The 24664-nt window shown below is 72.6% G+C and carries 23 protein-coding genes; 16 read left to right on the plus strand and 7 right to left on the minus strand.

What is annotated here, in order from left to right:
- The first annotated feature begins 156 nt into the window (after window positions 1-156).
- The 5 genes from HHX33_RS03630 (at window position 157) to HHX33_RS03650 (ending at window position 5234) form a co-directional block, all read left to right on the plus strand.
- Window positions 157-978 (plus strand): alpha/beta fold hydrolase, encoded by an 822-nt coding sequence (locus HHX33_RS03630; protein ID WP_182873342.1) that lies wholly within the window; start codon window positions 157-159, stop codon window positions 976-978.
- A gap of 233 nt (window positions 979-1211) precedes the next feature.
- A complete protein-coding gene (locus tag HHX33_RS03635) occupies window positions 1212-1769 on the plus strand; it encodes a PadR family transcriptional regulator (protein WP_182873343.1) in 558 nt (185 codons plus the stop codon).
- The gene (locus tag HHX33_RS03640; RefSeq protein WP_182873344.1) at window positions 1766-2527 is read left to right on the plus strand and encodes an ABC transporter ATP-binding protein; all 762 of its coding nucleotides are present in this window, start codon (window positions 1766-1768) and stop codon (window positions 2525-2527) included. Before HHX33_RS03635 ends, HHX33_RS03640 begins: the two co-directional genes overlap by 4 nt.
- 5 nt (window positions 2528-2532) lie before the next feature.
- Complete coding sequence (locus HHX33_RS03645) at window positions 2533-4359, plus strand: ABC transporter permease (RefSeq protein WP_182873345.1); 1827 nt, start codon at window positions 2533-2535, stop codon at window positions 4357-4359.
- Between the two features lie 119 nt (window positions 4360-4478).
- The gene (locus tag HHX33_RS03650) at window positions 4479-5234 is read left to right on the plus strand and encodes a phytanoyl-CoA dioxygenase family protein (RefSeq protein WP_182873346.1); all 756 of its coding nucleotides are present in this window, start codon (window positions 4479-4481) and stop codon (window positions 5232-5234) included.
- A 180-nt stretch (window positions 5235-5414) separates the two neighbouring features.
- Here HHX33_RS03650 and HHX33_RS03655 read toward each other — a convergent pair whose 3' ends face one another.
- Window positions 5415-5870 (minus strand): helix-turn-helix domain-containing protein, encoded by a 456-nt coding sequence (locus HHX33_RS03655; RefSeq protein ID WP_182873347.1) that lies wholly within the window; start codon window positions 5868-5870, stop codon window positions 5415-5417.
- Between the two features lie 124 nt (window positions 5871-5994).
- Between HHX33_RS03655 and HHX33_RS03660 the strand changes: the two genes are divergently transcribed.
- Window positions 5995-6174 carry a hypothetical protein gene (locus HHX33_RS03660; protein WP_182873348.1) on the plus strand — a complete coding sequence of 60 codons (180 nt, stop codon included), beginning with the start codon at window positions 5995-5997 and terminating at the stop codon, window positions 6172-6174.
- Window positions 6175-6191: 17 nt separating this feature from the next.
- Here HHX33_RS03660 and HHX33_RS03665 read toward each other — a convergent pair whose 3' ends face one another.
- Window positions 6192-7208 carry a L,D-transpeptidase gene (locus tag HHX33_RS03665; RefSeq protein ID WP_310741195.1) on the minus strand — a complete coding sequence of 339 codons (1017 nt, stop codon included), beginning with the start codon at window positions 7206-7208 and terminating at the stop codon, window positions 6192-6194.
- 748 nt (window positions 7209-7956) lie between these two features.
- Here HHX33_RS03665 and HHX33_RS03670 point away from each other — a divergent pair.
- Complete coding sequence (locus tag HHX33_RS03670; RefSeq protein ID WP_182873349.1) at window positions 7957-9051, plus strand: hypothetical protein; 1095 nt, start codon at window positions 7957-7959, stop codon at window positions 9049-9051.
- Between the two features lie 16 nt (window positions 9052-9067).
- Here HHX33_RS03670 and HHX33_RS03675 read toward each other — a convergent pair whose 3' ends face one another.
- Window positions 9068-11314: an ATP-dependent RecD-like DNA helicase gene (locus tag HHX33_RS03675; RefSeq protein ID WP_182873350.1), complete on the minus strand. Its 2247-nt coding sequence runs from the start codon at window positions 11312-11314 to the stop codon at window positions 9068-9070.
- Between the two features lie 77 nt (window positions 11315-11391).
- Between HHX33_RS03675 and HHX33_RS03680 the strand changes: the two genes are divergently transcribed.
- The 6 genes from HHX33_RS03680 (at window position 11392) to HHX33_RS03705 (ending at window position 17136) form a co-directional block, all read left to right on the plus strand.
- Complete coding sequence (locus HHX33_RS03680; RefSeq protein WP_182873351.1) at window positions 11392-11589, plus strand: hypothetical protein; 198 nt, start codon at window positions 11392-11394, stop codon at window positions 11587-11589.
- 12 nt (window positions 11590-11601) lie between these two features.
- Window positions 11602-12468, plus strand: coding sequence for an MEDS domain-containing protein (locus HHX33_RS03685; RefSeq protein WP_182873352.1), 867 nt, complete (start codon window positions 11602-11604; stop codon window positions 12466-12468).
- Window positions 12461-13264, plus strand: a complete 804-nt coding sequence (locus HHX33_RS03690; protein ID WP_182873353.1) for an STAS domain-containing protein — start codon at window positions 12461-12463, stop codon at window positions 13262-13264. Before HHX33_RS03685 ends, HHX33_RS03690 begins: the two co-directional genes overlap by 8 nt.
- Window positions 13265-13686: 422 nt before the next feature.
- Window positions 13687-14373, plus strand: coding sequence for an ArsR/SmtB family transcription factor (locus tag HHX33_RS03695; RefSeq protein WP_182873354.1), 687 nt, complete (start codon window positions 13687-13689; stop codon window positions 14371-14373).
- Window positions 14370-15749 (plus strand): MFS transporter, encoded by a 1380-nt coding sequence (locus tag HHX33_RS03700; protein ID WP_182873355.1) that lies wholly within the window; start codon window positions 14370-14372, stop codon window positions 15747-15749. Before HHX33_RS03695 ends, HHX33_RS03700 begins: the two co-directional genes overlap by 4 nt.
- Before the next feature lie 34 nt (window positions 15750-15783).
- A complete protein-coding gene (locus HHX33_RS03705) occupies window positions 15784-17136 on the plus strand; it encodes a serine hydrolase domain-containing protein (RefSeq protein WP_182873356.1) in 1353 nt (450 codons plus the stop codon).
- A gap of 25 nt (window positions 17137-17161) precedes the next feature.
- Here the strand turns inward: HHX33_RS03705 and HHX33_RS03710 are convergent, their stop codons facing one another.
- The 4 genes from HHX33_RS03710 to HHX33_RS03725 are packed head-to-tail and all read right to left on the minus strand — an operon-like array spanning window position 17162 to window position 20755.
- Window positions 17162-18382: an ABC transporter permease gene (locus tag HHX33_RS03710; RefSeq protein ID WP_182873357.1), complete on the minus strand. Its 1221-nt coding sequence runs from the start codon at window positions 18380-18382 to the stop codon at window positions 17162-17164.
- Complete coding sequence (locus HHX33_RS03715) at window positions 18379-19143, minus strand: ABC transporter ATP-binding protein (RefSeq protein ID WP_310741196.1); 765 nt, start codon at window positions 19141-19143, stop codon at window positions 18379-18381. Before HHX33_RS03715 ends, HHX33_RS03710 begins: the two co-directional genes overlap by 4 nt.
- Complete coding sequence (locus HHX33_RS03720; protein WP_310741197.1) at window positions 19140-20228, minus strand: efflux RND transporter periplasmic adaptor subunit; 1089 nt, start codon at window positions 20226-20228, stop codon at window positions 19140-19142. Before HHX33_RS03720 ends, HHX33_RS03715 begins: the two co-directional genes overlap by 4 nt.
- Window positions 20225-20755 carry a hypothetical protein gene (locus HHX33_RS03725; protein ID WP_182873358.1) on the minus strand — a complete coding sequence of 177 codons (531 nt, stop codon included), beginning with the start codon at window positions 20753-20755 and terminating at the stop codon, window positions 20225-20227. The genes HHX33_RS03720 and HHX33_RS03725 overlap by 4 nt, the downstream gene beginning before the upstream one ends.
- Before the next feature lie 163 nt (window positions 20756-20918).
- On the opposite strand from HHX33_RS03725, the gene HHX33_RS03730 reads away from it, so the two are divergent.
- From HHX33_RS03730 to HHX33_RS03740, 3 genes are all read left to right on the plus strand, one after another.
- Window positions 20919-21572 (plus strand): response regulator transcription factor, encoded by a 654-nt coding sequence (locus tag HHX33_RS03730; protein ID WP_182873359.1) that lies wholly within the window; start codon window positions 20919-20921, stop codon window positions 21570-21572.
- Complete coding sequence (locus tag HHX33_RS03735; protein WP_310741198.1) at window positions 21569-22801, plus strand: HAMP domain-containing sensor histidine kinase; 1233 nt, start codon at window positions 21569-21571, stop codon at window positions 22799-22801. Before HHX33_RS03730 ends, HHX33_RS03735 begins: the two co-directional genes overlap by 4 nt.
- Window positions 22802-23340: 539 nt before the next feature.
- Window positions 23341-24549 carry a hypothetical protein gene (locus tag HHX33_RS03740; RefSeq protein ID WP_182873360.1) on the plus strand — a complete coding sequence of 403 codons (1209 nt, stop codon included), beginning with the start codon at window positions 23341-23343 and terminating at the stop codon, window positions 24547-24549.
- The last annotated feature ends 115 nt before the right edge of the window (window positions 24550-24664 follow it).

Raw genomic sequence — 24664 nt, forward strand, 5'->3', positions numbered from 1 at the left:
CGGGCGCGACGGTCATCGACGCTCCCGACGTCGTGGACGGAAACCTCGTCTCCTGCCGCGGCTGGCCCGACATGCCGCAGTTCGGCCGGGTGATGATGGAGGTCTTCTCGAAGTCCGTCAACTCCGCATCGGCATGAGCACACCTGGCCTGTTCCGGTGACGACTCTTCGGACCGTCACCGTCGACGGCTCCCCCGTCCACGTCCTGGAGGGCGGCACGGGGCCCGCGGTGCTGATGCTGCACGGCTCCGGACCCGGTACGACCGGATCCGGAGCCTGGGCGGCGACGGCAGAGGCGCTGGCCACGTCCTTGCACCTGGTGGCTCCCGACCAGGCGGGGTTCGGCCGTACGCCGATCCCGGCGGGCTCCAGGGGCGGGCTCCGGCTCTGGACGGAGCAGGCCGCGGGCCTGATGGACGCTCTCGGTGCCGAGCGCTACGCCGTGGTGGGCCACTCCATGGGCGGTGCCGTGGCGCTGGCGTTGGCGGCCGCGCGTCCCCAGCAGGTCACCCGTGTCGTGGCGGTCTCGACGATGGGCGCCCCCGGGGCGCCGCTGTCCGCCGACCTCGACGCGCTCTGGGCCGCCCCCGCCGGCCCGCCCGGGGCACGGGACATGTTGCGTCGCCTCGTCTTCGACCAGGCGCTCGTGACCGAGTCGGCCGTCGCCGCCCGTGCGGCCGCGATGGAAGCGGGGGCGGCCGCGTACGCGTCGTTGTTCCCTCCACCCAGGGCACGTTGGGCCGACGACCTCACCCTCTCGGCGCAGACGCTGGCAGGGATCCGCGCGCCCGTGCTGCTCGTCCACGGCGCCCAGGACCGAGTCACCCCGCTCGGGACGGCGGCCCTGCCCCTGCTCGAACACCTGGCCGATGTCCGTCTGCACGTGTTCGGCCGATGCGGGCACGTGCCGGCGCTCGAGCACCCGCACGACTTCAGGCGACTCCTGTCGTGCTTCCTCGGCCGGGAACAAGGTCACTGATCGCTGCGACAGGTCCGCAGCCCGTGCTCGGGCAGATCAGCACCGAGCAGGCGTGATCCGCGCACAAGCCGGCGCCCTCCCCGAGACCCGAGCCATGACGATGCCCAGGGTTATCCGCCCGTTTCCCGGCGAGTACTACGTCGGCCCGCGGTGCGGGAGCGGCTGTTTTGACACTTCCTACGGCTAACCGATATCTATCGGCTAACCGTTAGCCGTAGGGGGTGTGGGGCAGGATGCAGGACGCGGTGCTGGCGATGCTCGCCAAGGAGCCGTCGTACGGGTATCACCTGCGCGCCCGGCTGCGGCGGGCCCTCGGCCCGCTGGGCGAGTCGATGAACCACGGCCAGATCTACGTGACGCTGGCCCGGCTGGAAAAGGCCGGGCTCGTGGTCTGCGAGCGGAGCGACGGCCTGCCCGACCGGGCGGACCGCAAGGTCTACGCGCTGACGCCGGCCGGGCAGCGGCGGGTGGCCGCGTGGCTGGCCGAGGTGGGCCGGCCGAAGCCGGACCTGGCGGAGTTCCATCTCAAGCTCGTCGCGGCGGCCGCGGCCCGGCTCGCCGACCCCGTCGAACTGGTGGCGGCGCAGCGGCGTGAGCTGCTGCGCCGCCTGCGCGAGGCGCAGCGGGCGGCCCTGGCCGAGCCGGAGAGTTCGGCCGCCGCCGTCCTGCTGGAGGGGGTCATGCTGCGGCTGCAGGCGGACCTGCGCTGGCTGGCGGCCTGCGAGCGTGCCTGGTCCACGGGCGGCGACGCGACGGCCGGTGACGAGGACGACGAAGTCGAGGGCGGATGAACGTGCCGGGTGTGCCCGAGCCGGTGGCGGGTCCGGTGGCGGAGATCCGCGGCCTGGTGAAGGAGCACGGACAGGGGCAGGGCAGGGTCCGCGCGGTGGACGAGGTCGACCTGGAGGTGCCCCGGGGGCAGACGCTGGCGGTGATGGGGCCCAGCGGCTGCGGGAAGTCCACTTTGCTGCACCTGCTGGGCGGGCTGGAGCGGCCCACCCGCGGGGAGGTGTGGCTGGCAGGCCGGCGCGTCGACACCCTGAGCGAGCGGGCTCTGGCCCGGCTGCGACGCCGGTCGGTGGGATTCGTCTTCCAGGCCTTCCACCTCGTGGAGGAGCTGACGGCCGCCGAGAACGTGGAACTGCCCGTGCTGCTGGCCGGGCGCTCGCGGCGCGAGGCCAGGCGCCGCGCGAGCCTCCTGCTGGAACGGGTCGGGCTCGCCGCGCGGGCCCGGCATCTGCCGTCGCGGCTGTCGGGCGGGCAGCGTCAGCGGGTCGCCATCGCCCGCGCGCTCGCCAACGAGCCGCCGATCGTGCTGGCCGACGAGCCGACCGGCAACCTCGACACCGCGGCGACGCTCGACGTGCTGAGGATCTTCGAGGACCTGCGTACGGCGGGGCAGACCCTTGTGATCGTCACCCACGACGAACGGGTCGCGGCCACCGCGGACCGGCTGGTGTCGATGCGCGACGGCATGTTCGTCGACGACACCCGGCTGGCGGGCTCCTCCCCGCGCGGGCTCGACGGCCTGGTCGAGTGGGAGGGCTGACCGGCGTGGGCTCCCTCGTGCTCGTCGTCCGCCTCGTCCTCGCCGACGTCCGCCGGCACCGGGCCCAGGCCGCGATGCTGCTGCTCGCGGTGACCGTGGCCACCGCCACGATGGCGCTGGGCCTGTCCCTGCGCGGCGCGAGCGAGGCGCTGTACGAGCAGACCCGCGCGGCCACCGCCGGGCCGGACGTGGTGGCGCTCTCCGGCGACACGGGCCCCGCCGTGACCTCGGCCCTGGCCTCGCTGGCGGACGATCCCGAGGTGATCGCCCACCACGGCCCCTACCGCATCGTCTACGCCGATCTCACCACGCGCGGTTCGGACAGGTCTCCCGCGGGGCCGGCCCCGGTGTCGTCCGGAGTGGTGGTGCAGGGCTTCGCCGAGACGCCCGGCACGGTCAACCGGCCGCTGGTGACCTCGGGCCGCTGGGTACGGCCCGGCGGCGCGGTCGTCGAACGGGGCTTCGCCACCGCGCTGGGCATCGGCGTCGGCGACCACGTCACCATCGCCGGCCGGCCGTACCCCGTCGTCGGGATCGCGGTGACGGCGGCCACCTCCATCTACCCCTGGGCGGCGCAGATCGGCCCGTACGGCGGCCCCAGCGACTCCAGCGGCCTGGTCTGGCTCACCCGGTCGGACGCCCGGACCCTCGCGGGCCGGGATCTGCCGGTGACCACGGCCATTGACCTCAAGCTGCGCGACCCCGCCGCCACCGAGGCCTTCACCGAGACCTTCAAGGAAGCCCACCACGACTCCACCGCCAGGATGAACCTGCACACCTGGCAGTTCATCGCGAGGCAGGACGCGGTCATCCTCAGCAACAGCCAGCCGATCCTGGTCGTCGGGAGCTGGCTGCTCGGCCTCCTGGCCGTCACCGGGGCGGCGGCGCTGGCCGCGGGACGAGCGGTCGAACAGACCCGCCGGGCCGGGCTGCTCAAGGCCGTCGGCGCGACCCCGGGCCTGATCGCGGCCGTCCTGCTCACCGAGTACCTGGCGCTGGCGCTGATCGGCGACGCGCTGGGGCTGGTGATCGCCCGGCTGACCGTGCCCGGCATCGCCGGCCCCACCGCCAGCCGGATCGGTGACGCGGCCGGGCCCGGCGGCGCCGCCGTCGCCACGGCGACCGTCCTCGCCGTGGCGGTGGCGGTGCTGTCCACGCTGCGTCCCACGCTGCGGGCCATGCGTACGGCGACCGTCACGGCGCTGGCCGCCGCCGCGCACCAGCCCCGTCACCGGCCGCTGCTCACCGCGCTGTCCGCGCTGCTGCCCACCCCGCTGCTGCTCGGGCTGCGGCTGACCGCCCGCCGGCCGGGCCGCGCCGTGCTGCAGGCCTGGTCCACCGCCACCACGGTGATAGCGATCGTCGCCCTGCTGACCCTCGACTCCCAGGAGGAGAGGGGCTACGGCCTGAACGGCTCCTCCGCCCTGCCCAACCTGCGGGGCGAGCTCGACCGCCGGCTGATGCTCGCCGTCGTCGTCCTGCTGATCACTCTCGCCGTCGTGAACACCCTCACGCTCACCTGGACCACGGCCATGGAGACCCGGGCGAGCATGGCCGTCGCCCGCACGCTCGGCGCCACCCCCGGGCAGATCTCCGCGGGACTGTCGGCCGCCCAGGTCCTGCCCGCCCTGCCCGGCGCCCTGGCCGGAGTTCCCCTGGGCATCGGAGTCTGCGGGATCTTCGGCGCCCGGAACATGATCACGCCGCCCGTCTCCTGGATGCTCGCCGCCGCAATCGTGACCCTGCTGGTGACGGCGGCCTTCACCGCCCTGCCGGCACGCATGGCGGCCCGGCGCCCGGTGGCGCGGGCCCTCAGCGCCGAGTCGGCCTGACCGGCCGGGTACGGCGATCCCCTGGCGACGGCAGTAGACGACGCCGAAAGCAGGAGCGGCGTAAGCAGGCGGCGGAAAACCGGTCGACGCGCGGGGCTGTGATCGCTACCGTCCACGGCATGGTCACTGACACCGACGCCGATCGTTTCGTCGCCGAGGGCTTCCTCAAACTGGAGGAGGCCTTCCCCCGGGAGACCGGCGACCGTCTCAGGGACATCCTGTGGCAGCAGGTCGGGCTGTCGCCTGACCGGCCCGGCGACTGGACGCAGCCGGTGGTGTGGGCAGGACCCGACCCGATGGGGCGGGGTCCGTTCGGGGAGGCGGTGCGCAGCCCCGCACTGGCCGAGGCGCTCGACCTGGTCGCCGGGAAGGGCGGCTGGGAGCCGCGCGGCACGATCGGCAACATACCGATCCGTTTCCCGCATCCCTCCGACGCCGGGGACACCGGCTGGCACATCGACCAGAACGACCCCGGGCCCGGCGGCGCGTGGGGAACCGTCACCGCCAGGTCCCGCACGCTGCTCGTGCTGATGTTGTTCTCGGAGGTCGGCCCGGACGACGCGCCGACCCGCATCAGGGTCGGCTCCCATCTCGACACCGCCCGCGTGCTCGAACCGCACGGCGAGGGCGGGCTGGAGTTCTTCGCCTCCGGGCCGCTGCTCGACGAGGCGAGCGCCCACCGGCCCGTGGCCCTGGCGACCGGGCTGCCGGGAGACGCCTACGTGTGCCACCCCTACCTGGTGCACGCCGCGCAGCCCCACCACGGCACCCGGCCGCGGTTCATGTCCCAGATGCCGTTCATGCTGACCGAGCCGCTCGTCCCGGGCGCCGACACCCCCCTGTCCCGCGCGGCGGGGCTCGGCCTCGCCGGCTGACCCGGAAGCAGGCGGCCGGAGGAAGGCGGCGGCGTCAGACGGCCCGGCCGGCCGCGGCCAGGTAGGACGCGGCCAGGTAGGACGCGGCCAGGTAGGACGCGGCCAGGTAGGACGCGGCCAGGTAGGACGCGGACGCCTCCGGAGTGGCCGCGCCGCGCGTCCCGGGCTACCGGCCGGCGCTCACGCGGGGCCTCCGGCCGGCGTGGTCTCCTCGGTCAGCGTGGTGACGAACCGCAGCAGCTCCGCGGTGTCGGCCACGCCGCCCACGATGATGATCTTCAGGCTCGCCCGCTCCTCGTCGTAGATCGTCTCGACGCGCAGGGGCCGCCCGCCGGGGGTGCGCCCGTTGACGGCGGCGATCAGCGTGTTGCCCACGGTCATCGCCGCGTCGGGGGTGATCGCGTCCACCTGCACGATGCTGGACGCCTCGGCGTGGCGCCTCCGGCCGGTGGTCCCGGTGGCCGGAGCCGTCACGGGGTGTCCCAGGAAGGCGTCGAGGTCCTCGGGGGCGATGCGGTACTGCTTGCCGATGCGCACCGCCTTGAGGCGCCCGTCGCGCACGTAGGTGCGCACGGTCTTGACGTGCAGGCCCAGCAGTTCGGCCACCTGCTCGACCGAGTACGGCTGCCGCGGCATCGTGGCACCCCTCTCCCCGTGATTCCCTAACCTACCCTAACACTGGTGACCTCAGGGAAGTTTGGGGAGCGAGGTGGCCGCGCCCGGCTGGTGGGGCGGAGACAGGGGGCGATAGCCTGGAGGCATGTTCCACCGCAAACCCCTGGAAGAGCGCATCGCCGAGCGCGTCGCCAAGCGTCCCCCTCTCAAGGAGGGCAAGCACTTCGAGCACCGCCCCGCGCTGATCGTCTTCTGCGTGATCATGGTGCTCGTCGTGCTGAAGATCGTGGGCGCCTTCGTTCTCATGAAGTGGGGCATCACCTAGGAGCGGCCCTCCGGGGGTCAGGACTCCAGGGCGCTGCCCTGCCTCCACTTGTTGAACGGCATCTGCCAGAAGCCCCAGCCGTTGTTCCACTCCAGCGCCCGGTTCGTGCCGACGATCTTCACGACGTCGCCGCGGTGGAAGTTGTCGTAGAACCACTTGGCCTGCGAAGGGCTGGCGTTGACGCACCCGTGGCTGACGTTGGCGCGGCCCTGCGAGCCGACCGACCACGGCGCGCTGTGGACGTACTCGCCGCTGTTGGAGATGCGCACCGCGTGGTTCACGATCTCCTTGTAGTAGCCGGGGTCGCCCTCCTTCTTCCCCGGGGAGATCATGGTGACCGGGTTGCCGCGTTCCATGGTCAGGTGGACACCGCTGGTGGTGGTGTACTCGCGCGTGGTCGCCTTGCCCGCGCTGATCTTCATGGACTGCACGACCTTGCCGTCGCGCCGGACCACCATCATGTGGGTCCTGGTGTTGACCGTGCTGACCCAGGCGGCGCCGATCTTGATGGTCGTGGACTGGTCCTTCACCCCGTAGGTGTCGCGTCCGGCCTTCACCCCGGTGAGGTGCGCGGTGAACTTCACCTTCTGGTGGGCGGGCCAGTACTTGGCCGGCCGGTAGATCGCGTACGTGTCGTCGATCCACCGCCAGGCGCCCTTGACCGGCTTCTGGGCCTCCACTTCGAGCGCCTGCTCGACGGCGGCCTTGTCCTGCACGGCCCGGTTGAACCTCACCATGATCGGCATGCCGACGCCGACGGTCTCCCCCTTGACGCCGGGGGTGACGTCGGCGATCTGCAGGGGGAACTTGGGCTTGAGGGTGGAGAAGCTGCTGGACGCGTTGGCGGGGCCGCCCTCGCCGCCGGCGGTGGCCGAGACGGTGTACTTGCTGGAGGGCTTGAGCGGCTGCTTGGACGTCCACTTGGTGTGGGTGGGGTCGAACTCGCCCTCGACCGTCGTGCCACCCGCACTCACGGTGACCTCCTGCAACTGGCCTCCCGTGGCCGTGACGACCACGGTCTTGTCTGGGCGCACACCGGCACTGCCCGTGGCGGGGCTGATCTTGATCGTGGGAGCCGGAACGGCGGGTGCGCTGTTCCCGGATCCTCCGGACCCCCCGGACCCTCCGCCTCCGGTCGAGCCCGGTCCGCCCGAGCCACCGGAGCATGCCGACAGAGTCGCGGTCAGGACCACGGCGACACCGGCGATCGGCGCCATCGAACGACGTGCAGTGCTCAGCACAACTACTCCCCCATGAGCGCGAAGGGCACCATCAGACCTTATTCGGGGTTGCCTCTTATGTTGGCATTTTCTCTGGCCCTGAGGTCACATTTCGGTCGCTCTTCGCTCGTCTCACCTCTGTAAACGGTAAGGTGCAGGTCAAGACTGATCAAGTGTTCAGTCAGGCGTGTCCGGCCCGCAGGGCCCGCGCCGCCCCTCGTTCACCCCGCCGCTGTCGGCCGCCGCCGGCCGCCGGGCCGGGCCCGGCGATCAGGCCTCGGGGGAATTCGGCGCTGCCCGAACGCGCGCCGCGGGCGTGCCCTTTCGGCCAGGGGGCGAACGGCGCCCGCCGGACCGTCTTCCGGCAGGTGGATTGGGCCTTTTCAAAGATCGCCGCACGGGTTATCACAAAGCGGAAAGGTGAAAGTGAACCTTCCGCCTTCACCGTGATGGCCGCTTCACCCCCGATCACCGCTCCACCCGAAGCAGAGCACGACGCGCCGGGGCCGCCCGGCGTCGACATCTCGCACGCCCACTGGGCACCACCGCGATGGAGGACGGCATGCGCCTGTTACGTACCGTGGTCACTCGATTACTTCTGTTGTGCGCGATGGTCGCCGCGGGTGCCGCCGCCGGTGCGGGGGCCGCGAACGCGGCGGTTCCGGACGTATGGGGGTTCGCCTACGTCGACGTCACCTCCGGGGTGCCGAACCTGGCCTATCAGGCGGGCAGTTGGGCGCCCGGGCCGACGGTCAGCGTCACGCCCGGCGGCACCGGCGAGTACTTCGTGCGGTTCCCGAAGATCGGCATCCCCAAGGGCGGGATCGCGCACGTGACCGCGATCTCGCAGTCGGCCGAGTGGTGCCAGATCGAGAAGTGGGGGCAGGCCGGCTCCGACGAGATCGTGGCGGTGCGGTGCTACCGGTTCGGCGGAATTCCCGTCTTCGCGCGCTTCTCGATCGTCTTCGCCAGCAGCAGCGGGGCGTTGGCCTCGGCGACGCAGGCGTACGGCTACGTCTACTGGGACGGCGCGTCCATCGCCTCCGACTACAACTCCTCGCTCGGCGTGAACGCCGTCTTCCCCAACACGACCGGCGACTGGACCGTCTGGCTGCCCGGGCTCGGCTCCGCCGTGCAGGCGGGGAACATCCAGGTCACCGCGGTCGACTCGAGCAAGCCGGCGCGGTGCAAGGTGGGCGCCTGGAGCTGGGCGGCGTCGGGGCAGAAGATCCAGGTGCTGTGCCACGACGTGGCCGACAAGCCGTACAACACCGGCTGGACCCTCACCTACCAGCGTGAGCGGGCGATCACCGGGGCCTTCGCGCCGCCGAAGCTGTTCGCCTACACCTTCGACAACGTCCCGGCCAACCCCGGGCCGTACGCGCCGGTCCCCACCGGGATCAACTACAACTCCCAGAGCGGGGTCAACACGGTGCGGACGGCGGGGACCGGCATGCGCCTGGTGTACTTCCCCAGGGTCGGGTCGCCGCCCAACAACGTGCAGGTGACGGCGTACGGTCCCGGGCCGGAGTACTGCAATTTGCTCACGCTGTGGACGACCTCCGGCGCCGACGTCTACGTGCGTGACGTGGTCTGCTACAAGGGCACCACCCAGGTCGACCAGCCGTCGTTCGTGACCTACACCTCGAAGTACTGACAGAACCGGGGGCGGGTCACGGCACGCGGAGGCGGTGGGTGAGCCCCGTGTGCCGGCGGCCCGCCCCCCGCGTGCGGACGGCCTGGCCGAGCGCCCGCCGCGACCCCACGACGACCACGAGCTTCTTGGCCCGGGTGATGGCGGTGTAGAGCAGGTTGCGCTGCAGCATCATCCAGGCGCTGGTGGCCAGCGGGATGACCACGGCGGGATACTCGCTGCCCTGGGAACGGTGGATGCTGACCGCGTAGGCGTGCGCGAGCTCGTCCAGTTCGTCGAAGGAGTAGTCGACGCTCTCGTCCTCGTCGGTGAGCACGGTCAGCTTGCTCTCCTCGGGGGTGATGGCGGTGACCACGCCGACGGTGCCGTTGAACACCCCGGCCGCGCCCTTGTCGTAGTTGTTGCGCAGCTGGGTGACCTTGTCGCCGACGCGGAAGACGCGCCCGCCGTACCGGCGCTCGGGCATGCCCTCCCGGGCGGGGGTCAGCGCCTCCTGCAGGGCGATGTTGAGCGCGCCCGCGCCGGCCGCGCCGCGGTGCATCGGCGCCAGGACCTGCACGTCCCTGCGGGGGTTGAGCCCGAACTTCCGCGGGATGCGGCGGGCGACCACGTCCACGGTCAGCGCGGCGATCTCCTCGGGCTCCTCGCAGGGGAACAGGAAGAAGTCGGGGAACTCCCGCACGAGAGGGTGCTGGCCGGTGTTGACACGGTGGGCGTTGACGACCACGCCGGACTCCTGCGCCTGGCGGAAGATCTGCGTCAGCCGCACCCGGGGGACGTCCGGGGCGGCGAGCAGGTCGCGCAGCACCTCGCCGGCGCCGACGGAGGGAAGCTGGTCGACGTCGCCGACGAACAGCAGGTGCGCGCCCGGGGCGACCGCCTTGGCCAGCTTGTTGGCCAGCAGCAGGTCGAGCATCGACGCCTCGTCCACCACGACCAGGTCGGCGTCGAGGGGGTTGTCGCGGTCGAAGGTGGCGTCCCCGCCGGGCCGCAACTGGAGCAGCCGGTGCACGGTGGTGGCCTCGTGCCCGGTCAGCTCCGCCAGCCGCTTGGCCGCCCGCCCCGTCGGGGCGGCGAGGATGACCTTGGCGCGCTTGGCCCGTGCGAGGGTCACCACCGAGCGGACGGTGAAGCTCTTGCCGCAGCCGGGGCCGCCGGTCAGCACCGCGACCTTCTCGGTCAGCGCGAGCCGTACGGCCTGGGCCTGCTCGGGGGCGAGGTCGGCGCCGGTGCGGCCGCGCAGCCAGTCGAGGGCGGCGGGCCAGTCGACGTCCGCGAACGCCTTGAGCCGGTCGTGGGACGAGGCCAGCAGGCCGCGCAGCGTGCCGGCCAGGGACATCTCGGCCCGGTGGAAGGGCACGAGGTAGACCGCCGGGACGGTGACGTCACCGTCCTCGCCCGCCTCGCCGTTGCCTCGCGCCGGGATCTCCTCGCGGACCACCCCCTCCTCGGCGACCAGTTCCTCCAGGCAGGCGCCGGCCAGGGCGGCCGGCACCTCAAGGATCTTCACGGCGTCGGCGACGAGGTTGGGCGCGGGCAGGAAGCAGTGGCCGTCGTCGGCGCCCTGCGACAACGTGTAACGCAGCCCGGCCTTGACCCGCTCGGGGCTGTCGTGCGGGATGCCGACGGCCTGGGCGATCGTGTCGGCCGTCTTGAACCCGATGCCCCACACGTCGTCGGCGAGCCGGTAGGGCTCCTTGCGGACCACCTCGATGGAGTCCTCGCCGTACTGCTTGAAGATGCGCACCGCGATGGAGGTGGACACCCCGACGCCCTGCAAGAAGATCATCACCTCTTTGATGATCTTCTGTTCCTCCCAGGCGGCGGCGATCATCTTGGTGCGCTTGGGGCCGAGCCCGGGCACCTCGACCAGCCGCTTGGGCTCCTCCTCGATCACCCGCAGCGTGTCGGTGCCGAAGTGGTCCACGATCCGCTCGGCCATCTTCGGGCCGATGCCCTTGATCAGGCCCGAGCCCAGGTAGCGCTGGATGCCCTGGATGGTCGCCGGGAGCACCGTGGTGTACGACCAGACCTCGAACTGCCTGCCGTACTTGGGGTGGGAGCCCCAGCGGCCGGTGAGCCGCAGCGACTCGCCCACCTGCGCCCCGAGCAGCGGCCCGACCACCGTCAGCAGCTCGGTGCCCGACCGCTCGGCGGCGACCCTGGCGATCGTGTACCCGGTCTCCTCGTTGGCATAGGTGATCCGCTCCAGCACGGCGTCGAGCTGGACGCCGGGCGGCCTGCCTTCGGGACCCGCGGTGGTCATGCGTGGCATTCTCCCCCACGCCCTGGGTGCCGTTGACCAACGTGTCCTGCCGGCCGCCGAATACGGATGACCCCTATGTGACCTCGTGTGACGTCGGCGGCTCCGGCGTATCGGCCGCCCAGCCCGTCGTCGCACTCGGCGCGGGCCTGCACCCTTTCGTGCTGGTCTCCTCCGGCACCCCCGGCATCGGCCCGCGGCCGGCGGAGGCGATGGTGGAGGCGGAGACGGCCACCCTGCGGCTTCTGGCGGGCTTCGCGCTAGGGTGGTCCCGGTGAGGTGGTGGCGCGGTGACAGTCGGTGCTGAGGTGCAGATCACGGATCTGGCGATCGATGATCACGCGTGCCTGACCTTCGGCGAGCCGGAAGAGCTGCTCGACCTCACCGCCGCGTTCGTACGGGACGGGCTGGCGGGAGGGCTGCGCGTCGTCTGGCTCTGCGAGGAGCCGCAGGGAGCGCTGGCCGAGCTGAACCGCCGCGGGATCGCCGTGCAGTCCGCCACCGCGAGCGGCCGGATGGACGTCGTCGCCTCTCAGGAGGGCCTGCTGTCCGGGCAGGTCTTCACCGTGGATCACGCGATGGGGTGGCTGAGCTCCCAGATGGAGCGGACCGCCCACGAGGGCTACTCGGGACTGCGGGTGGCCCTCGACATGGGCTGGGCGCTGCGGCCGGTCCATGGTGTGGAGCAACTGCCCGCCTTCGAGGAGAAGATCGCGACGATCCTGGCGGACAGCAGCGTGTCGGTGTTGTGCCAGTACGACCGGGAACGCTTCGACCCGGTCACCCTCGCGTCGGTCTCCCCGTTCCACACGCGGGCGGTCGCCGCGGCCACCTACTACGACGACCCGCTGCTGCGGATCTGCCGCCAGTACGCGCCGCCCGGCATCCGGATGGCGGGACAGATCGACCGGGCGGCCGAGGACGCCCTGGCCCTGGCGCTGAGCGAGGCTATCAGGACGGACGGCCCCGTCACGATCAACATGGCTGAGCTGTCCTTCATCGACCTCTCCTGCACCCGGATGATCATCGACGTGGCACGGAGCCTGGTGCCGGCCCGCAGGGTCGTCCTGCGGTGCAATCCCGCCATCGTGCCGCGGTTCGTGCTGCTCGGCGCTCAGGGCATTGCCGGGGTCAGCCTGGTGACCGCGCATGAGTGATGACAGAACCAACGATGCCGCCCACGTCGCCCCGGCCTCCGGCGGTGGGAAGCGGAGCGCCGCGACGCCGGTGCTGATCCTCGACCAGCCGTTCGACCGCGGCTCGCTCTACCCCCTGCGGGAGACGCTGGAAGCCCACGTCGTCCACGCCGGGCTCCCCCACGGGCGGTCGGTGGACCTGGTGCTCACCGTCCACGAACTCGCCACCAATGCGGTCTTCCACGGCTCGGGAACCGGACGGGCGAGGATCTGGCAGCTCGACGGCGTGCTGTGGTGCGAGGTCGCCGACCCCGACTCACCGGGGCACGACGCCGCCGGATGGCCGGTCCAGTACGGACACGGGCTGTGGCTCGCCCGCTACCTGTCGGACCGGTTCACGATCGATGCCGGCCCGGAGGGCACCCTCGCCACGGCCCATTTCACCCTCCCCGGGCCCGAGTCGCGCCGGTCCGCCACGCCGCGGTTGCGCCGTCTCGAGTCGCACACCGTCCTCGAGCTGGACGGCGCCCTCGACGAGCAGGCGGCCCCCGCGATCATCGCGACGGTCGGCGAGCTCGTCTCCGGCACACCGGCGCCGGGGCTGGTGATCGACCTTTCCGCGGTGACCTACTGGGACAGCACCGGCATCACCGCCCTCATCGTGGCGCAGCAGCGCGTATCGGAGACGACGGCGGGGATGCTGGTCCTGACCGGCCTCGCGGCCGAGTTCGCCGAGCGCCTCGACGCGCTCAGCCCGGTTCCGTTCACGACCCGCGAGACACCCGCCAAGGCGGTCCCCCTGTTTCCGCCCTCCTGAAGCGCTGTTCGTGGTCTTCCTGATCACCGGCGGCGTCCTGGCGTTCTCCTACGTGCCGAGCGAGCGGCGAGACGGTCGGCTACACCGGCAGCTACGAGCCGCTGCGGGGCGCCCAGATATCCGCCCGTCACTGAACGCCTGCGGGGTATTGCAGCGTCGCTCGGCGCGGCACTGCTCGAGCGGCTCATCGCGGACCCGAGCGGGCTGGCGCTCGGCGTGTGCGACGTCGACCGCCATCCCGTCGGTCAGCCTGCCGGCGTCGGCCACCGAGCACTCCCGAAAACGCAGATGCTCGCGGATCTCGCGGCGATGCATCCACAACGGCGGACTCCATCACCCACCCATGCGCGCCGAGCCGGACCGCAAAGAGGTGTTCGCGAAGAAGTCTTTGCGAAGAACTCTTTGCAGTTTAGGGTGAAGGCATGTCCGACCCACCGTCCTCGCCCTACACCCCGGGCAACCCCGACGTGATCGTCCTGGATGCCAAGGGCCTGCGTGCCCTGGCGCATCCCGTACGCGTGCAGCTCGTCGGCCTGCTGCGCAAGCACGGTCCGTCGACCGCCACCCGGCTCGCCGAGCGGCTGGGCGTCAACTCCGGCACCGCGAGCTACCACCTGCGGCAACTGGCCGCCGCGGGCTTCGTCGAGGAGGACACCGGACGCGGCAACGCGCGCGAGCGCTGGTGGCGCTCGATCCACCGGTCGACGTATTTCGAGGGCATCGACCTGGTCGAGCGGGAACCCGAGGTAGCGCTGGCCTACCTGCAGTCGGTCGCCGCCGTTCACACCCTGCGCGTGCAGCGGGCGGTGAACGAGTTCCAGACGATGCCCCGGCCGTGGCGGAGCGCCGCGGACATGAGCGACTGGGCGCTGCGGCTCACCCCCGAGGAGACCGTGCGGCTGCGGGACGAACTGCACGACGTCCTCGCCCGATACCGCCGCGACGTCCCCGAGGAGGCGGCCGTCGCACCGGAGGGCGCCGAGCGGGTGGGGCTGATCACCTACATCCTGCCCGAACTGGACGCCCCCGTCCCCGGCGCGGACCCAGCCGGTGATCCGGACGGTGATCCGGACGGCGGCGGGGGCACGGCGGGGACGGGCCCGTCATGACGGCCGCGCCGAGCGGCCCCACGACCGGCCCCACGACCGGACCTGCGGCCGGACCTGTGGCCGACGCGGGCGGGTCCTCCCGGGAGCGGGGGGCGCGGGCGCTGACCGGGCTGCTCGCGGCCACGGCGGTGGCGCTCACCGGCACCCGGGTCTCGACCGTCGCGCTGCCGTGGTTCGTGCTCGTCACCACGGGCAGCGCCACCCAGACGGGCCTGGTGGCGTTCTGCGAGATGACCCCCTACGTGGTGGTCAAGGCACTGGCCGGGCCGCTGGTGGACCGGGCCGGGCCGCGAAGGATCTCCTCGATCACCGACCTGGTCAGCGCGGCCGCCGTCGGCGCCGTACCCCTGCTGCACGCCCTCGGCCTGCTGTCCTTCCCGCTGCTGCTGGCCGTGGTCGCGGTGGTCGGCGCGGCGCGCGGCCCCGGCGACCTCGCCAAGCACGTGATGGTGCCGGAGGCGGCCGAGCGCGGCCGGGTGCCGCTGGAGCGGGCCACGGGACTGTCGGGGGTGACCGAGCGGCTGTCGTCGACCCTCGGCCTGCCGGCCGGCGGGATCCTGGTGGCGCTGCTGGGCCCCCTGACCGGTCTCGTCGTCAACGCGGCGTGTTTCGCGCTCGCCGCGCTGCTCGTCGCGCTGGCGCTGCCGCGCGGCATGGGACGGCCGGCCCCGCCCGAGAGCCCGGGACGTCCGCCGGTGGAGGCGTCGTCCGGTGCGGAGCCGGGTTACTGGCGGCGCCTCGGCGAGGGCTTCGTCTTCCTGCGCGGCGAACCGCTGCTGCTGGCCGTCATCGTCATGGTGGGCATCACCAACCTGCTCGACGCGGCGCTGAACACGGTGCTCCTGCCCGTGTGGGCCGACCGGTCCGGCAACGGTCCGGCCGCCATCGGCCTGAGCAACGGCGTGCTGGGCGCCGCGGCGATCGCGGGGAGCCTGCTCGCGGCGGGCGCCGCGCACCGGCTGCCGCGCCGGGCGGTGTTCTTCACCGGGTTCCTGCTGGTCGGGGCGCCGCGGTTTCTCGTCCTCGCCGCGGACGCTCCGATGTGGGCGGTGGTCGCGGTGTTCGCCGTGGGCGGCTTCGGGTCCGGCTTCCTCAACCCGATCCTGGGCGCGATCGCCTTCGAGCGGGTGCCGCGCGCCCTGCTTGGCCGGGTCAACGGGCTGGGCGACGCGCTGGCGTGGGCGGGCATCCCCATCGGCGGGCTGGTCGCCGGGGCGGCGGTGGCCGCCTTCGGCCTCGCCCCGGCGCTGGTGGCCGGCGGCGTCGCGTACTTCCTGACCACCAACCTGGCCGGGCTGCGCCCCGAGTGGCGCGAGATGGACCGCTCACGGAGGCCTGGTCTCCGGCCGGAGGCCGCGCGGGCGGCGGAGCGCTAGCCTGGTGCCGATCACGGAGCGGGAGGGGTGGGGCATGGTTTCGGAGGGGACGGCCCGGGCGCTGCTGGCGAAGCTGGCGGCCGAGCAGGCGGAGTCACGGGTGCCGTCGCTGGTGGCGGCGATCGTGCGGGGCGGCGTGGTCGCCTGGTTCGGGGCGCGCGGCCGGGTCGGCGACGAGCCGCCCACTCCGGACACCCAGTATCGCATCGGCTCCATCACCAAGACGTTCGTCGCGACCGCCGTCATGCGGCTGCGCGACGAGGGCCGGCTCGACCTGCTGGACCCCCTCGGCAAGCACGTGCCGGGCACCCCGCTGGGCGACGTGACGGTCGCGCAACTGCTGTCGCACACCGGAGGGCTGACGGCCGAGTCGCCCGGCCAGTGGTGGGAGCGCACGCCGGGGACGCCGGCGGCCGACCTGCTCGCCGCGCTCGGCCCGGAGACCGCGCGGCATCGGCCCGGCCGCCGCTACCACTACTCCAACCTCGGGTACGCCCTGCTCGGCGAGCTGGTCGCGCGCAAGCGGTCGGCGCCGTGGGAGCAGGTGGTGCGTGAGGAGATCCTGCTGCCGCTCGGCATGCGCGACACCACCCCCCGGCCGAGGCCGCCGCACGCGACCGGGTATGCCGTGCACCCGTGGGCCGACGTGCTGCTGCCCGAGCCGGAGAACGACCACGGCGCCATGGCCCCCGCCGGGCAGATGTGGTCCACCCCCGCCGACCTGGCCCGCTGGGCGGCGTTCGTCGCCGGTGACACCGGCGAGGTGCTGCGCCCGGCCACGCTGGCGGAGATGCGCGAGCCGGCCACGGTGGAGGACGGCGACGCCTGGGCCCGCGGCTACGGCCTGGGCTTGCAGCTCGCCCGGCACACCGGGCCCGGCGGGCCGCGGCGGCTGGCCGGGCACACCGGGTCGATGCCCGGCTTCCTCGCCACGGTGTGGGCCGACCCCGCCGACGGCGTGGCGGTGCTGTGGATGGCCAACACCACCTCCGGGGTGCGCCCCCTCGACACCGCGCTGCTGGACATCCTGGCCGAGCACGAGCCGCCGCTGCCCGCCGAGTGGCGGCCGTCGCCGGTGGACGAGGACCTGTTGGAGCTGACCGGGCCGTGGTACTGGGGGCCCGCGCCGTACGTGCTGCGGGTCCTGCCGCGGCGGGGCCTGTCGCTCGGCCCGGTCAACGGGCGGGGCCGGGCGTCCCGGTTCGCGCCCAACGCGGACGGCACCTGGGTCGGGCTCGACGGCTACTACGCCGGGGAGACCCTGCGGGTGGTCCGCTCCCCCGGCGGCGTCACGCACCTCGACCTCAACACCTTCGTCTTCACCCGCGAGCCGTACGACCCGGCGGCCCCGGTGCCGGGCGGGGTCGACCCCGACGGCTGGCGGTGACCCCGCCCGGCCAGGTGGCCGGTCATCAGGTGGCCGACAGCGCGGCCGTCGGCGGCAGCCGGGCGGCGCGCATCGCCGGGTAGAGACCGGCGATCGTGCCGATGACCAGCGCGGCGCCGGCCGCGCCCGCGAACGCCCAGGGCGGCACCACGGGCGGCCAGCCCCGGGCCAGCGCGTAGGCGATGGTCGCCAGGCCGCCGAGCACCGTCCCCGCCAGCCCGCCGAGGGCCGACAGCAGCAGCGACTCGGTGAGGAACTGCAGGCGCACCTGTCCGCGGGTGGCGCCGAGCGAGCGGCGCAGGCCGATCTCCCTGCGCCGCTCCAGCACCGAGATCACCATGGTGTTGGCGACGCCGACCCCGCCGACGAGCAGGGCCACCGCGCCGAGGCCCAGCAGCAGGCCGGTGAAGGCGCTCGCGGCGGCCGCCCGGGCGGCGAGCGCGTCCGAGGGCCTGCTCACCGTCACCTCCTCCGGGTTCTCCGGGTTGACCGTGCGCGGCAGCACGGCCCGTACGGCCTCCACCGACTCCTCGGCCGACCGTTCGTAGATCGTCGTCGGGTGGCCGTCGAAGCCCAGGTAGTCGGCGGCGGCGGGGAAGCCGACCAGCGCCGAGCGTTCGATCTCGGGGGCGAGCGGCATAGGGCCGAGGATGCCGACGACCGTGAACCACCGCTCGCCCATCCAGACCCGTACGCCGGTCCGGGTGACGCCGAGGCGTTCGGCGGCCCTGGCGCCCAGCACGACGGCGGGCCGCGTCTCGGTGGCGGCGTTCAGCCAGGTGCCCGCGGTCACCCGGCCCTCCAGGGTGGCGAGCAGGCCGGACGTGGCGGCCTGGACGGCGATGCCGCCGGTCACCGCCTCGGGGATGTGGTTGGTGCGCCGGATCGTCGTGTCGACCACCCCGGTCGCCGACGCCGTGCGGACCGGTCCGATGCGCCGGACCATGCGCAGCGCCTCCTCCGGCAGCTTCGCCTGCTCGCCGAACAGCGTGCGGCCCGGCGAGACGGTCAGCAGGTTGGTGCCGAGCCGGTCGAGGCGGCGCAGCAGTTCCTCCCGGGAGGAGGCCGACACGCCCAGCACGGCGATCATGGTCGCGATGCCGATGGCGATGCCGAGCGCGGACAGGATCACCCGGGCGGGGCGGGTGCGCAGCCCGGCCATACCGGTCCGCAGGACATCGGAGGGCCCGAGCCGGGCGGGGATGAGCCGCCCGCCGGTCGTCTCGCCGGTCGTCTCGCCGGTCATAGTGCTGCTCCCTTCGCGGTCGCGGGGACGGGCCCGGGGGGGCGGCGGCCCGTTCCCGGGCCGTCGTCGCCGGCGATCCGCCCGTCGCGGACGCGCACCTGGCGCGGGCACCACGCCGCGATCTCCGCGTCGTGGGTGATGACCAGGATCGTGGTGCCGGAGGCGTGCAGGTCCCGCAGGACGGCCAGCACCTCGGTCCCGGCCGCCGAGTCGAGGTTGCCCGTCGGCTCGTCGGCGAGCAGCAGCGGCGGGTCGCCCGCCACCGCGCGGGCCACCGCCACGCGTTGCTGCTCGCCGCCCGACAGCTGGTGGGGCCGGTGGCCGAGGCGGTGGCCGAGGCCCACGCGTTCCAGTGCCGCGGCGGCCTTCTCGCGCCGGGCCCGCGGCGGGACGCCCATGTAGAGGAGCCCGTCGGCGACGTTGTCCAGCGCGATGACCCCGGGCGCGAGGTGGAACTGCTGGAAGACGAACCCCAGGTGGCGGGCGCGCAGCGCGGACAGCTCGCGGTCCGACAGCCCCGGCACGTCGTGCCCGGCGATCCGCACGGTGCCGGTGGTGGGCCGGTCGAGCGTGCCGATCAGGTGGAGCATGGTCGACTTCCCCGACCCGGACGGCCCGGCGACGGCCACCAGCTCGCCCCGCTCGACGAGCAGGTCCACCCCGCGCAGCGCCCGCACGCCGCCGTAGGTCCGGGTCACCTCGCGCAGTTCCACGACGTACGGCCCGCCGGTGCGGGTGGGCTCGTTCGGTGGCCGGTTCACGGGGCGGGCACCCCGACCTTCATGCCCTCGGCGAGCCCGGCGCCGGTGATCTCGACCATGCCGCCGCCGAAGGCGCCGGTCTCCACCGGCACGATCCGGGTCGAGCCTCCCTCGGCCACCTCCACGCCGAAGCCGCCCTCGCGCAGCGCGAGCAGCGCCTCCACCGGCACGGCGAGCACGTCGCGGCGGCGTTCGCTGACCAGCTCCACCTGCACGGGCGCCCTGTCGAGCCGGGTTCTGGGGGTCTTGGCCAGCGTGATGTCCACGTCGACGGTGCTGTCCTCGTCCTGTCCCTCACCCTGCGAGGCCGCCTTGGCGACCGTGCCGACCGAGGTCACCCTGCCCCTGACGTGTTCACCGCCGGGCAGCTCCACGGTGACTTTGGCGCCCTTCCGCACCAGCGCCTGGTCGCTCGTGGACAGGTCGACGTGGACGAGGCGGCGCAGGCCCGACACGACCAGGGCCGGTTGCCCCGGGGTGGTCCTGGCGCCGACCTCGGCCCTGGCGTCGGTCACCCGGGCGGCGGCGGGCAGGAACACCACCTGGGTGGCGTCCACCTGCCCGGTCCGCGGCAGCCCGGCGTCGTCCTGCCACTGCCTGACGGCGAGGTAGGTGGCGTAGCTGAAGTGGTCGTCCACCGTCAGGTCGCCGCCGTAGCCGAGGACCTTGAGGTTGCGTTCGAGCTGCTCGACGTCCGGCCCGTCGGTGACGCCCTGCCGGAGCGTGCGGTAGAGCGGCAGCGTGCCGTACATCAGCACGACCGGGCGGCGGGCGACCCGCAGCAGCGGGCGCCCCCGGCGGACGACCGCTCCCTCGGCGGGCACCCAGGTCACGACGCCCCGGGCGTCGGTGACGATCCGCCGCTCCCCGGAGTAGGTGAGCGATCCCTCCACGGTCTTGGTGTCCACCAGGTCCTGCCGGGTGATCGGGGTGGTGGCGGGGACGGCCGGCGTGGAGGGCCCGCCCGCGCCGGCTCCTCCACCCGGCCCTCCGGACGGGCCGCCGCCCGCCACGGCGACGGCCGTGCCCGCTGCGGCCAGCGCCAGGACGCCCGCCCCGGCGAGGACCAGGGCGCGGCGCGTCACGGCCGCTCCCCCGGCGCGAACTCCTCGCACGCCTTCTGCGCCGCCTCCATCGTCTTCTCCTGGCCCGGCTTGACCTTGACGAGGAGTCCCTCGCCGGGCTTGGGGTCGGCCATGTCGATGCCGTGCTCGCGCATGCACTGGGCGAACTTGAGCATCCGGTCGCGTTCCCGGGGGTCGTCGGCGCCCGCCCGGTCGCCGACGGCGTTCTTCATGAAGTGCTCGCAGGCTCGCATGGCCTCGCGGGTCGTCGCCTCCTCCCCCTTCCGGGCGCGGATCTGGACGCGGCCCTGGGCGTCGGGATCGGGCATGTCGACGCCGTGTTCGCGCATGCACTGGGCGAACTTCAGCTGGGCCTCGCGCAGGTCCGTGCTCGCCGAGGCGGACGGCGCGGCCGTGGTCCCGGTCGCGGCGCCATCGCCGGCGGCGGCGATTCCGTCGCCGTCCGGGGCGTCGCCGCAGCCGGCCGCCGTCACCAGAGTCGTCGCCAGGGCCAGGCACAGCCCCGCCCGTACGGGTCGTGAGCGCATGGTCGTTCCTCCTCCCCCGGGGCCTTCGCCCGGGACGGGGCCCAACTCCAGCGCAGCCGGTGCTAAACACGGATAAGGAGGAGCCCGCCGGGCGTCCGGGAGGCTTCGCTTATCCGCGCCTAACACCGCGTGCGTCACTGTCGGTGCCGAGCGGGAGGCGAGGATGCGGGTGCTGGTGGTCGAGGACGAGGAACAACTGGCCGACGCCGTCGCCCGGGGGCTGCGGCTGCACGCGATCGCGGTGGACGTGGCCTACGATGGCCGGGAGGCGCTGGAGCTGACCGCCTACGTGGACTACGACGTGGTGGTGCTCGACCGCGACCTGCCCGACGTACACGGGGACGAGGTGTGCCGGGAGCTGGCCGCCGCGAGCGGCGCGAGCCGGATCCTCATGCTGACCGCGGCGGGACGGGTGCGGGACCGGGTCGGCGGTCTGGCCCTGGGCGCCGACGACTACCTGGTCAAGCCGTTCGCGTTCGCCGAGCTGGTGGCGCGGGTCCGGGCACTGGCCAGGCGCTCGCCCAGGGCCGCGCCGCCGGCGCTGGAGCGGGCCGGGATCCGGCTCGACCCGGCCCGCCGTACGGTGACCCGGGACGGACGGCAGGTGGCACTGGGCCGCCGCGAGTTCGACGTGCTGCGCGAGCTGATGCGCGCCGGCGGCGGACTGGTCAGCTCGGCGCGGCTGCGCGCGAGCGTGTGGGACGAGCACGCCGGCGCCGGGACGGGCGTGCTGCGCGTCACCCTCACCTCGCTGCGCAGGAAGCTGGGCGACCCCCCGGTGATCGAGAACGTCCCGGGCCGGGGGTACCGCCTGTGACCCGGCGTCTGCTGGTGTGGCGCAGGCTGGGGCTGCGGACGCGGCTCACCCTGCTGTACGGCGGGCTGTTCTTCGTCGCGGGCTCGGTGCTGCTGTGGTTCACCCACCTGCTGACCGCGCGGGCGCTCAACCAGCGGTTCGTCGTGGCGGTGGACAAGGTGACCGGCGGCGCGCGCCCCACCCCCGCGGTGTCCGGCTCCGCCCTGCCCGGCTCCACCCTGCCCAGTGACACTCTGCCAGGTGACACCCTGCCCGGCGGCGTGCTCGGCACGGACGTGGTCGCGCGGCGCATCCGCACCGACGTCGAGCAGGGCGCCGCCGACGTGCTGGACGAGGTGCTCCGGTCGTCGCTGATCGTGATGATCCTCGTCGGGGTGGTCGCGGTGGTGCTGGGCTACCTGGTGGCCGACCGCGCGCTGCGCCCGCTCGACCGGGTGACCGAGACCGCGCAGCGGCTGTCGGAGAGCACGCTGCACGAGCGGATCGCCCTGCGCGGCCCGCAGGACGAGGTCAAGCGGCTGGCCGACACCTTCGACGCGATGCTCGACCGGCTGCACCGCGTCTTCGACGCCCAGCGCCGCTTCATCGCCAACGCCTCCCACGAGCTGCGCACCCCGCTGGCGGTCAACCGCACGGTGCTGGAGGTGTCGCTGGAGGAGCCCGCGGCGTCGGAGGACCTCAAGGCGCTGGCGCGGGCCCTGCTGGGCGCCACCGCCCGGTACGAGCGGCTGATCGACGGGCTGCTCATGCTGGCGCAGTCGGAGCAGGAGATCACCACCCGCAGGCCGGTGGACCTGCGGGAGGTCGTCCGTACGGCGATGGAGCAGATCGGCCCGCAGCCGCGCCGCGGGAAGGTCACCGTCCACGAGGACCTGTGCCCGGCGGTCGCGCACGGCGATCCGCTCTTCCTGGAACGCTGCCTGGTCAACCTGCTGGAGAACGCCGTCAAGTACAACGTGCGGGACGGGCAGGTCTGGGTCCGCCTGCGTGAGGACGACGCCGGGGCGTGCCTGACCGTGGAGAACACCGGGCCGCCGGTGCCGCCGTACGAGGTCGGTGACCTGTTCGAGCCGTTCCGGCGGCACGGCGGCGACCGGATCCGGTCGGCCCGCGGCGCCGGGCTCGGGCTGTCCATCGTCCGCGCCATCGCGGTCGCGCACGGCGGCACGGCCGACGCCCGCGCCCGCCCGGAGGGCGGCCTGGTGGTCACCGTACGTCTGCCCAGGTAGGGGCGACCGGAGTGCGAGCGAAACGTGTCACACGCCGGCGGCCGGTACGTCACAGGCACGAAGCGGTGTCGTAGGCGATACAGCACCCCTCACCCGTGACCGTCACGCGAATGCCGCGCTCACATGAGAAGGCATCCCGAGCGACGTGATTTCGCCCACGAGCTGGGCCGTCGCCGCTCAGCGTTGTTTTTTCGGCGAGAACTATTGGGACGCATGAGGATCGCGGGATTGGCCCGGTCTGTGACGATGTCCGGTTGGCGGGCGCATATCAGGCCGGTAATGAGATTCCGGAGGCGTCATTTCGGGCCTCGGGTCGGCGCATATCCGCCGAAAATCCAGCGCATATCTCTGAGCAGCGGAAACGTCGAGGTCATGGTGTGGGACGCCCGGTGGGATTTTGCGGAGGCTCGGCCGCCTGTCGCAGAACCCTTGTACAGGCGCATCACCGCTCGATAAACTCGATGTAATGACAGCTGTGTGATTTGCCGTGTCCCGCGCGCTGCCGAGCGCACGTCCGTGACGGTCCTGGAGGAGACGCCATGCCGCTTCCCAATCAACCTGTCGATGGAACGCTCGTGCACCGCCCGCGTCCTCGGAGGGCCGACACCGGGAACGCCGACATCAGCGGAGACGTCTACACCGAATTGGACGGCCTTCGCTACACCATTCACTTGAGCAAACAGGCGGTCATCTGGATCGACGGCATGGAGAAGCTCTTCGATCAGATCCTGAACGCGTCCATGGAGGCAATCGAAGAACTCGCGCCGCTCTTCGAGGCGATAAGTATCTATATCGACGCCGAGGCGGAGTCGATCAAGGTGGTGTCGAACGGCGTGCCGGACGGAAGGGTCAAACTGGTGGGATACATCCCCGATCCTACCGTGATGCCAGAGCCGGACGAGGGCTACGTCCCCCCGGGAGGATGGGACCCGCCGGACACCGTGAACGGCCTGCGGTGGTGGACTGTCAACTCCATCAGCCTCTACAACAAGCGTTGGGCCTTCACCGCCACCAATTCGAATCCGGACGAGTCCTCGGTGTCGTCGATCTACTTCTCCACGGAGTACGACGGGAACTCCATGCACGTCAACCCCCGGGATTTCAGGAGTACCTACGGATGGCCCTGCCTCCAGGGCCATGCGGAGTTCGACAGCGGGCTGGACACGTGCACCTTCGTCCCCCGCACCGGAATGTGGTGGCTGTTCAACGGCCCATACTGCGCGAGAACGAACGGCTACGGAGACTCTCTCACCTGGTCGCCGTCGAGACTGACGGAGACGTGGGCGGGGCTCGGCCGGATCGACCGTGGAGACTTCGGTCAAGAAGAGAAAGACCACTGGGCCAACGGAATCTCCTGCGCCACGACCGACGGCAACGGCTACTACTGGCTCACCGCGGGAAACCGGGTTGCCGTCCTCGAACCGAACAGCGGAGATTTTCTGCCCATCTCCGGCTGGGACCGTCCCAGGGATCTGACTGAAATATGGCCGGCTCTCCAACACCTGGAGGAGGCCGGCATCATGGGCGACCAGACCCTGAAAGCTCTGTGCTGGGCACACAACGGCAACAGGGCGAAATGGTTTCTGGTCTTCCACAGCACGCTCTTCACCAATTACCCCGACGACGACTCGGGTAGTTTCGGCTACAACTTCATTGCGTGCCAGTCCAACACGGAGAACTGGTACTACAGCTGGAACGCCATGTTCAACTACCTGAACGGCCCATGGCCGTACCCGTCCTGCGATTGACCGCACCGCCCGGAGTGACGCAATGTCGGAGATGACCATCGTCTTCGCGTGACCGCGCCTGGCGCCGCAGGCTGCCACAAGCAACTTTCCGACTCTCCCTCTGTCCCGAACACTC

This window comes from Microbispora sp. H10670 (genome assembly GCF_014161385.1).
GTDB lineage: Bacteria > Actinomycetota > Actinomycetes > Streptosporangiales > Streptosporangiaceae > Microbispora > Microbispora triticiradicis.

What these genes read in the sequence shown, in the direction of transcription:
- HHX33_RS03635 (WP_182873343.1), top strand. Translation starts at nt 1,212, where the DNA reads ATGCAGGACGCGGTGCTGGCGATGCTCGCCAAGGAGCCGTCGTACGGG.
- HHX33_RS03640 (WP_182873344.1), top strand. Translation starts at nt 1,766, where the DNA reads ATGAACGTGCCGGGTGTGCCCGAGCCGGTGGCGGGTCCGGTGGCGGAG.
- HHX33_RS03650 (WP_182873346.1), top strand. Translation starts at nt 4,479, where the DNA reads ATGGTCACTGACACCGACGCCGATCGTTTCGTCGCCGAGGGCTTCCTC.
- HHX33_RS03655 (WP_182873347.1), bottom strand. Translation starts at nt 5,870, where the DNA reads ATGCCGCGGCAGCCGTACTCGGTCGAGCAGGTGGCCGAACTGCTGGGC.
- HHX33_RS03660 (WP_182873348.1), top strand. Translation starts at nt 5,995, where the DNA reads ATGTTCCACCGCAAACCCCTGGAAGAGCGCATCGCCGAGCGCGTCGCC.
- HHX33_RS03670 (WP_182873349.1), top strand. Translation starts at nt 7,957, where the DNA reads ATGCGCCTGTTACGTACCGTGGTCACTCGATTACTTCTGTTGTGCGCG.
- HHX33_RS03675 (WP_182873350.1), bottom strand. Translation starts at nt 11,314, where the DNA reads ATGACCACCGCGGGTCCCGAAGGCAGGCCGCCCGGCGTCCAGCTCGAC.
- HHX33_RS03690 (WP_182873353.1), top strand. Translation starts at nt 12,461, where the DNA reads ATGAGTGATGACAGAACCAACGATGCCGCCCACGTCGCCCCGGCCTCC.
- HHX33_RS03695 (WP_182873354.1), top strand. Translation starts at nt 13,687, where the DNA reads ATGTCCGACCCACCGTCCTCGCCCTACACCCCGGGCAACCCCGACGTG.
- HHX33_RS03700 (WP_182873355.1), top strand. Translation starts at nt 14,370, where the DNA reads ATGACGGCCGCGCCGAGCGGCCCCACGACCGGCCCCACGACCGGACCT.
- HHX33_RS03705 (WP_182873356.1), top strand. Translation starts at nt 15,784, where the DNA reads ATGGTTTCGGAGGGGACGGCCCGGGCGCTGCTGGCGAAGCTGGCGGCC.
- HHX33_RS03710 (WP_182873357.1), bottom strand. Translation starts at nt 18,382, where the DNA reads ATGACCGGCGAGACGACCGGCGAGACGACCGGCGGGCGGCTCATCCCC.
- HHX33_RS03725 (WP_182873358.1), bottom strand. Translation starts at nt 20,755, where the DNA reads ATGCGCTCACGACCCGTACGGGCGGGGCTGTGCCTGGCCCTGGCGACG.
- HHX33_RS03730 (WP_182873359.1), top strand. Translation starts at nt 20,919, where the DNA reads ATGCGGGTGCTGGTGGTCGAGGACGAGGAACAACTGGCCGACGCCGTC.
- HHX33_RS03740 (WP_182873360.1), top strand. Translation starts at nt 23,341, where the DNA reads ATGCCGCTTCCCAATCAACCTGTCGATGGAACGCTCGTGCACCGCCCG.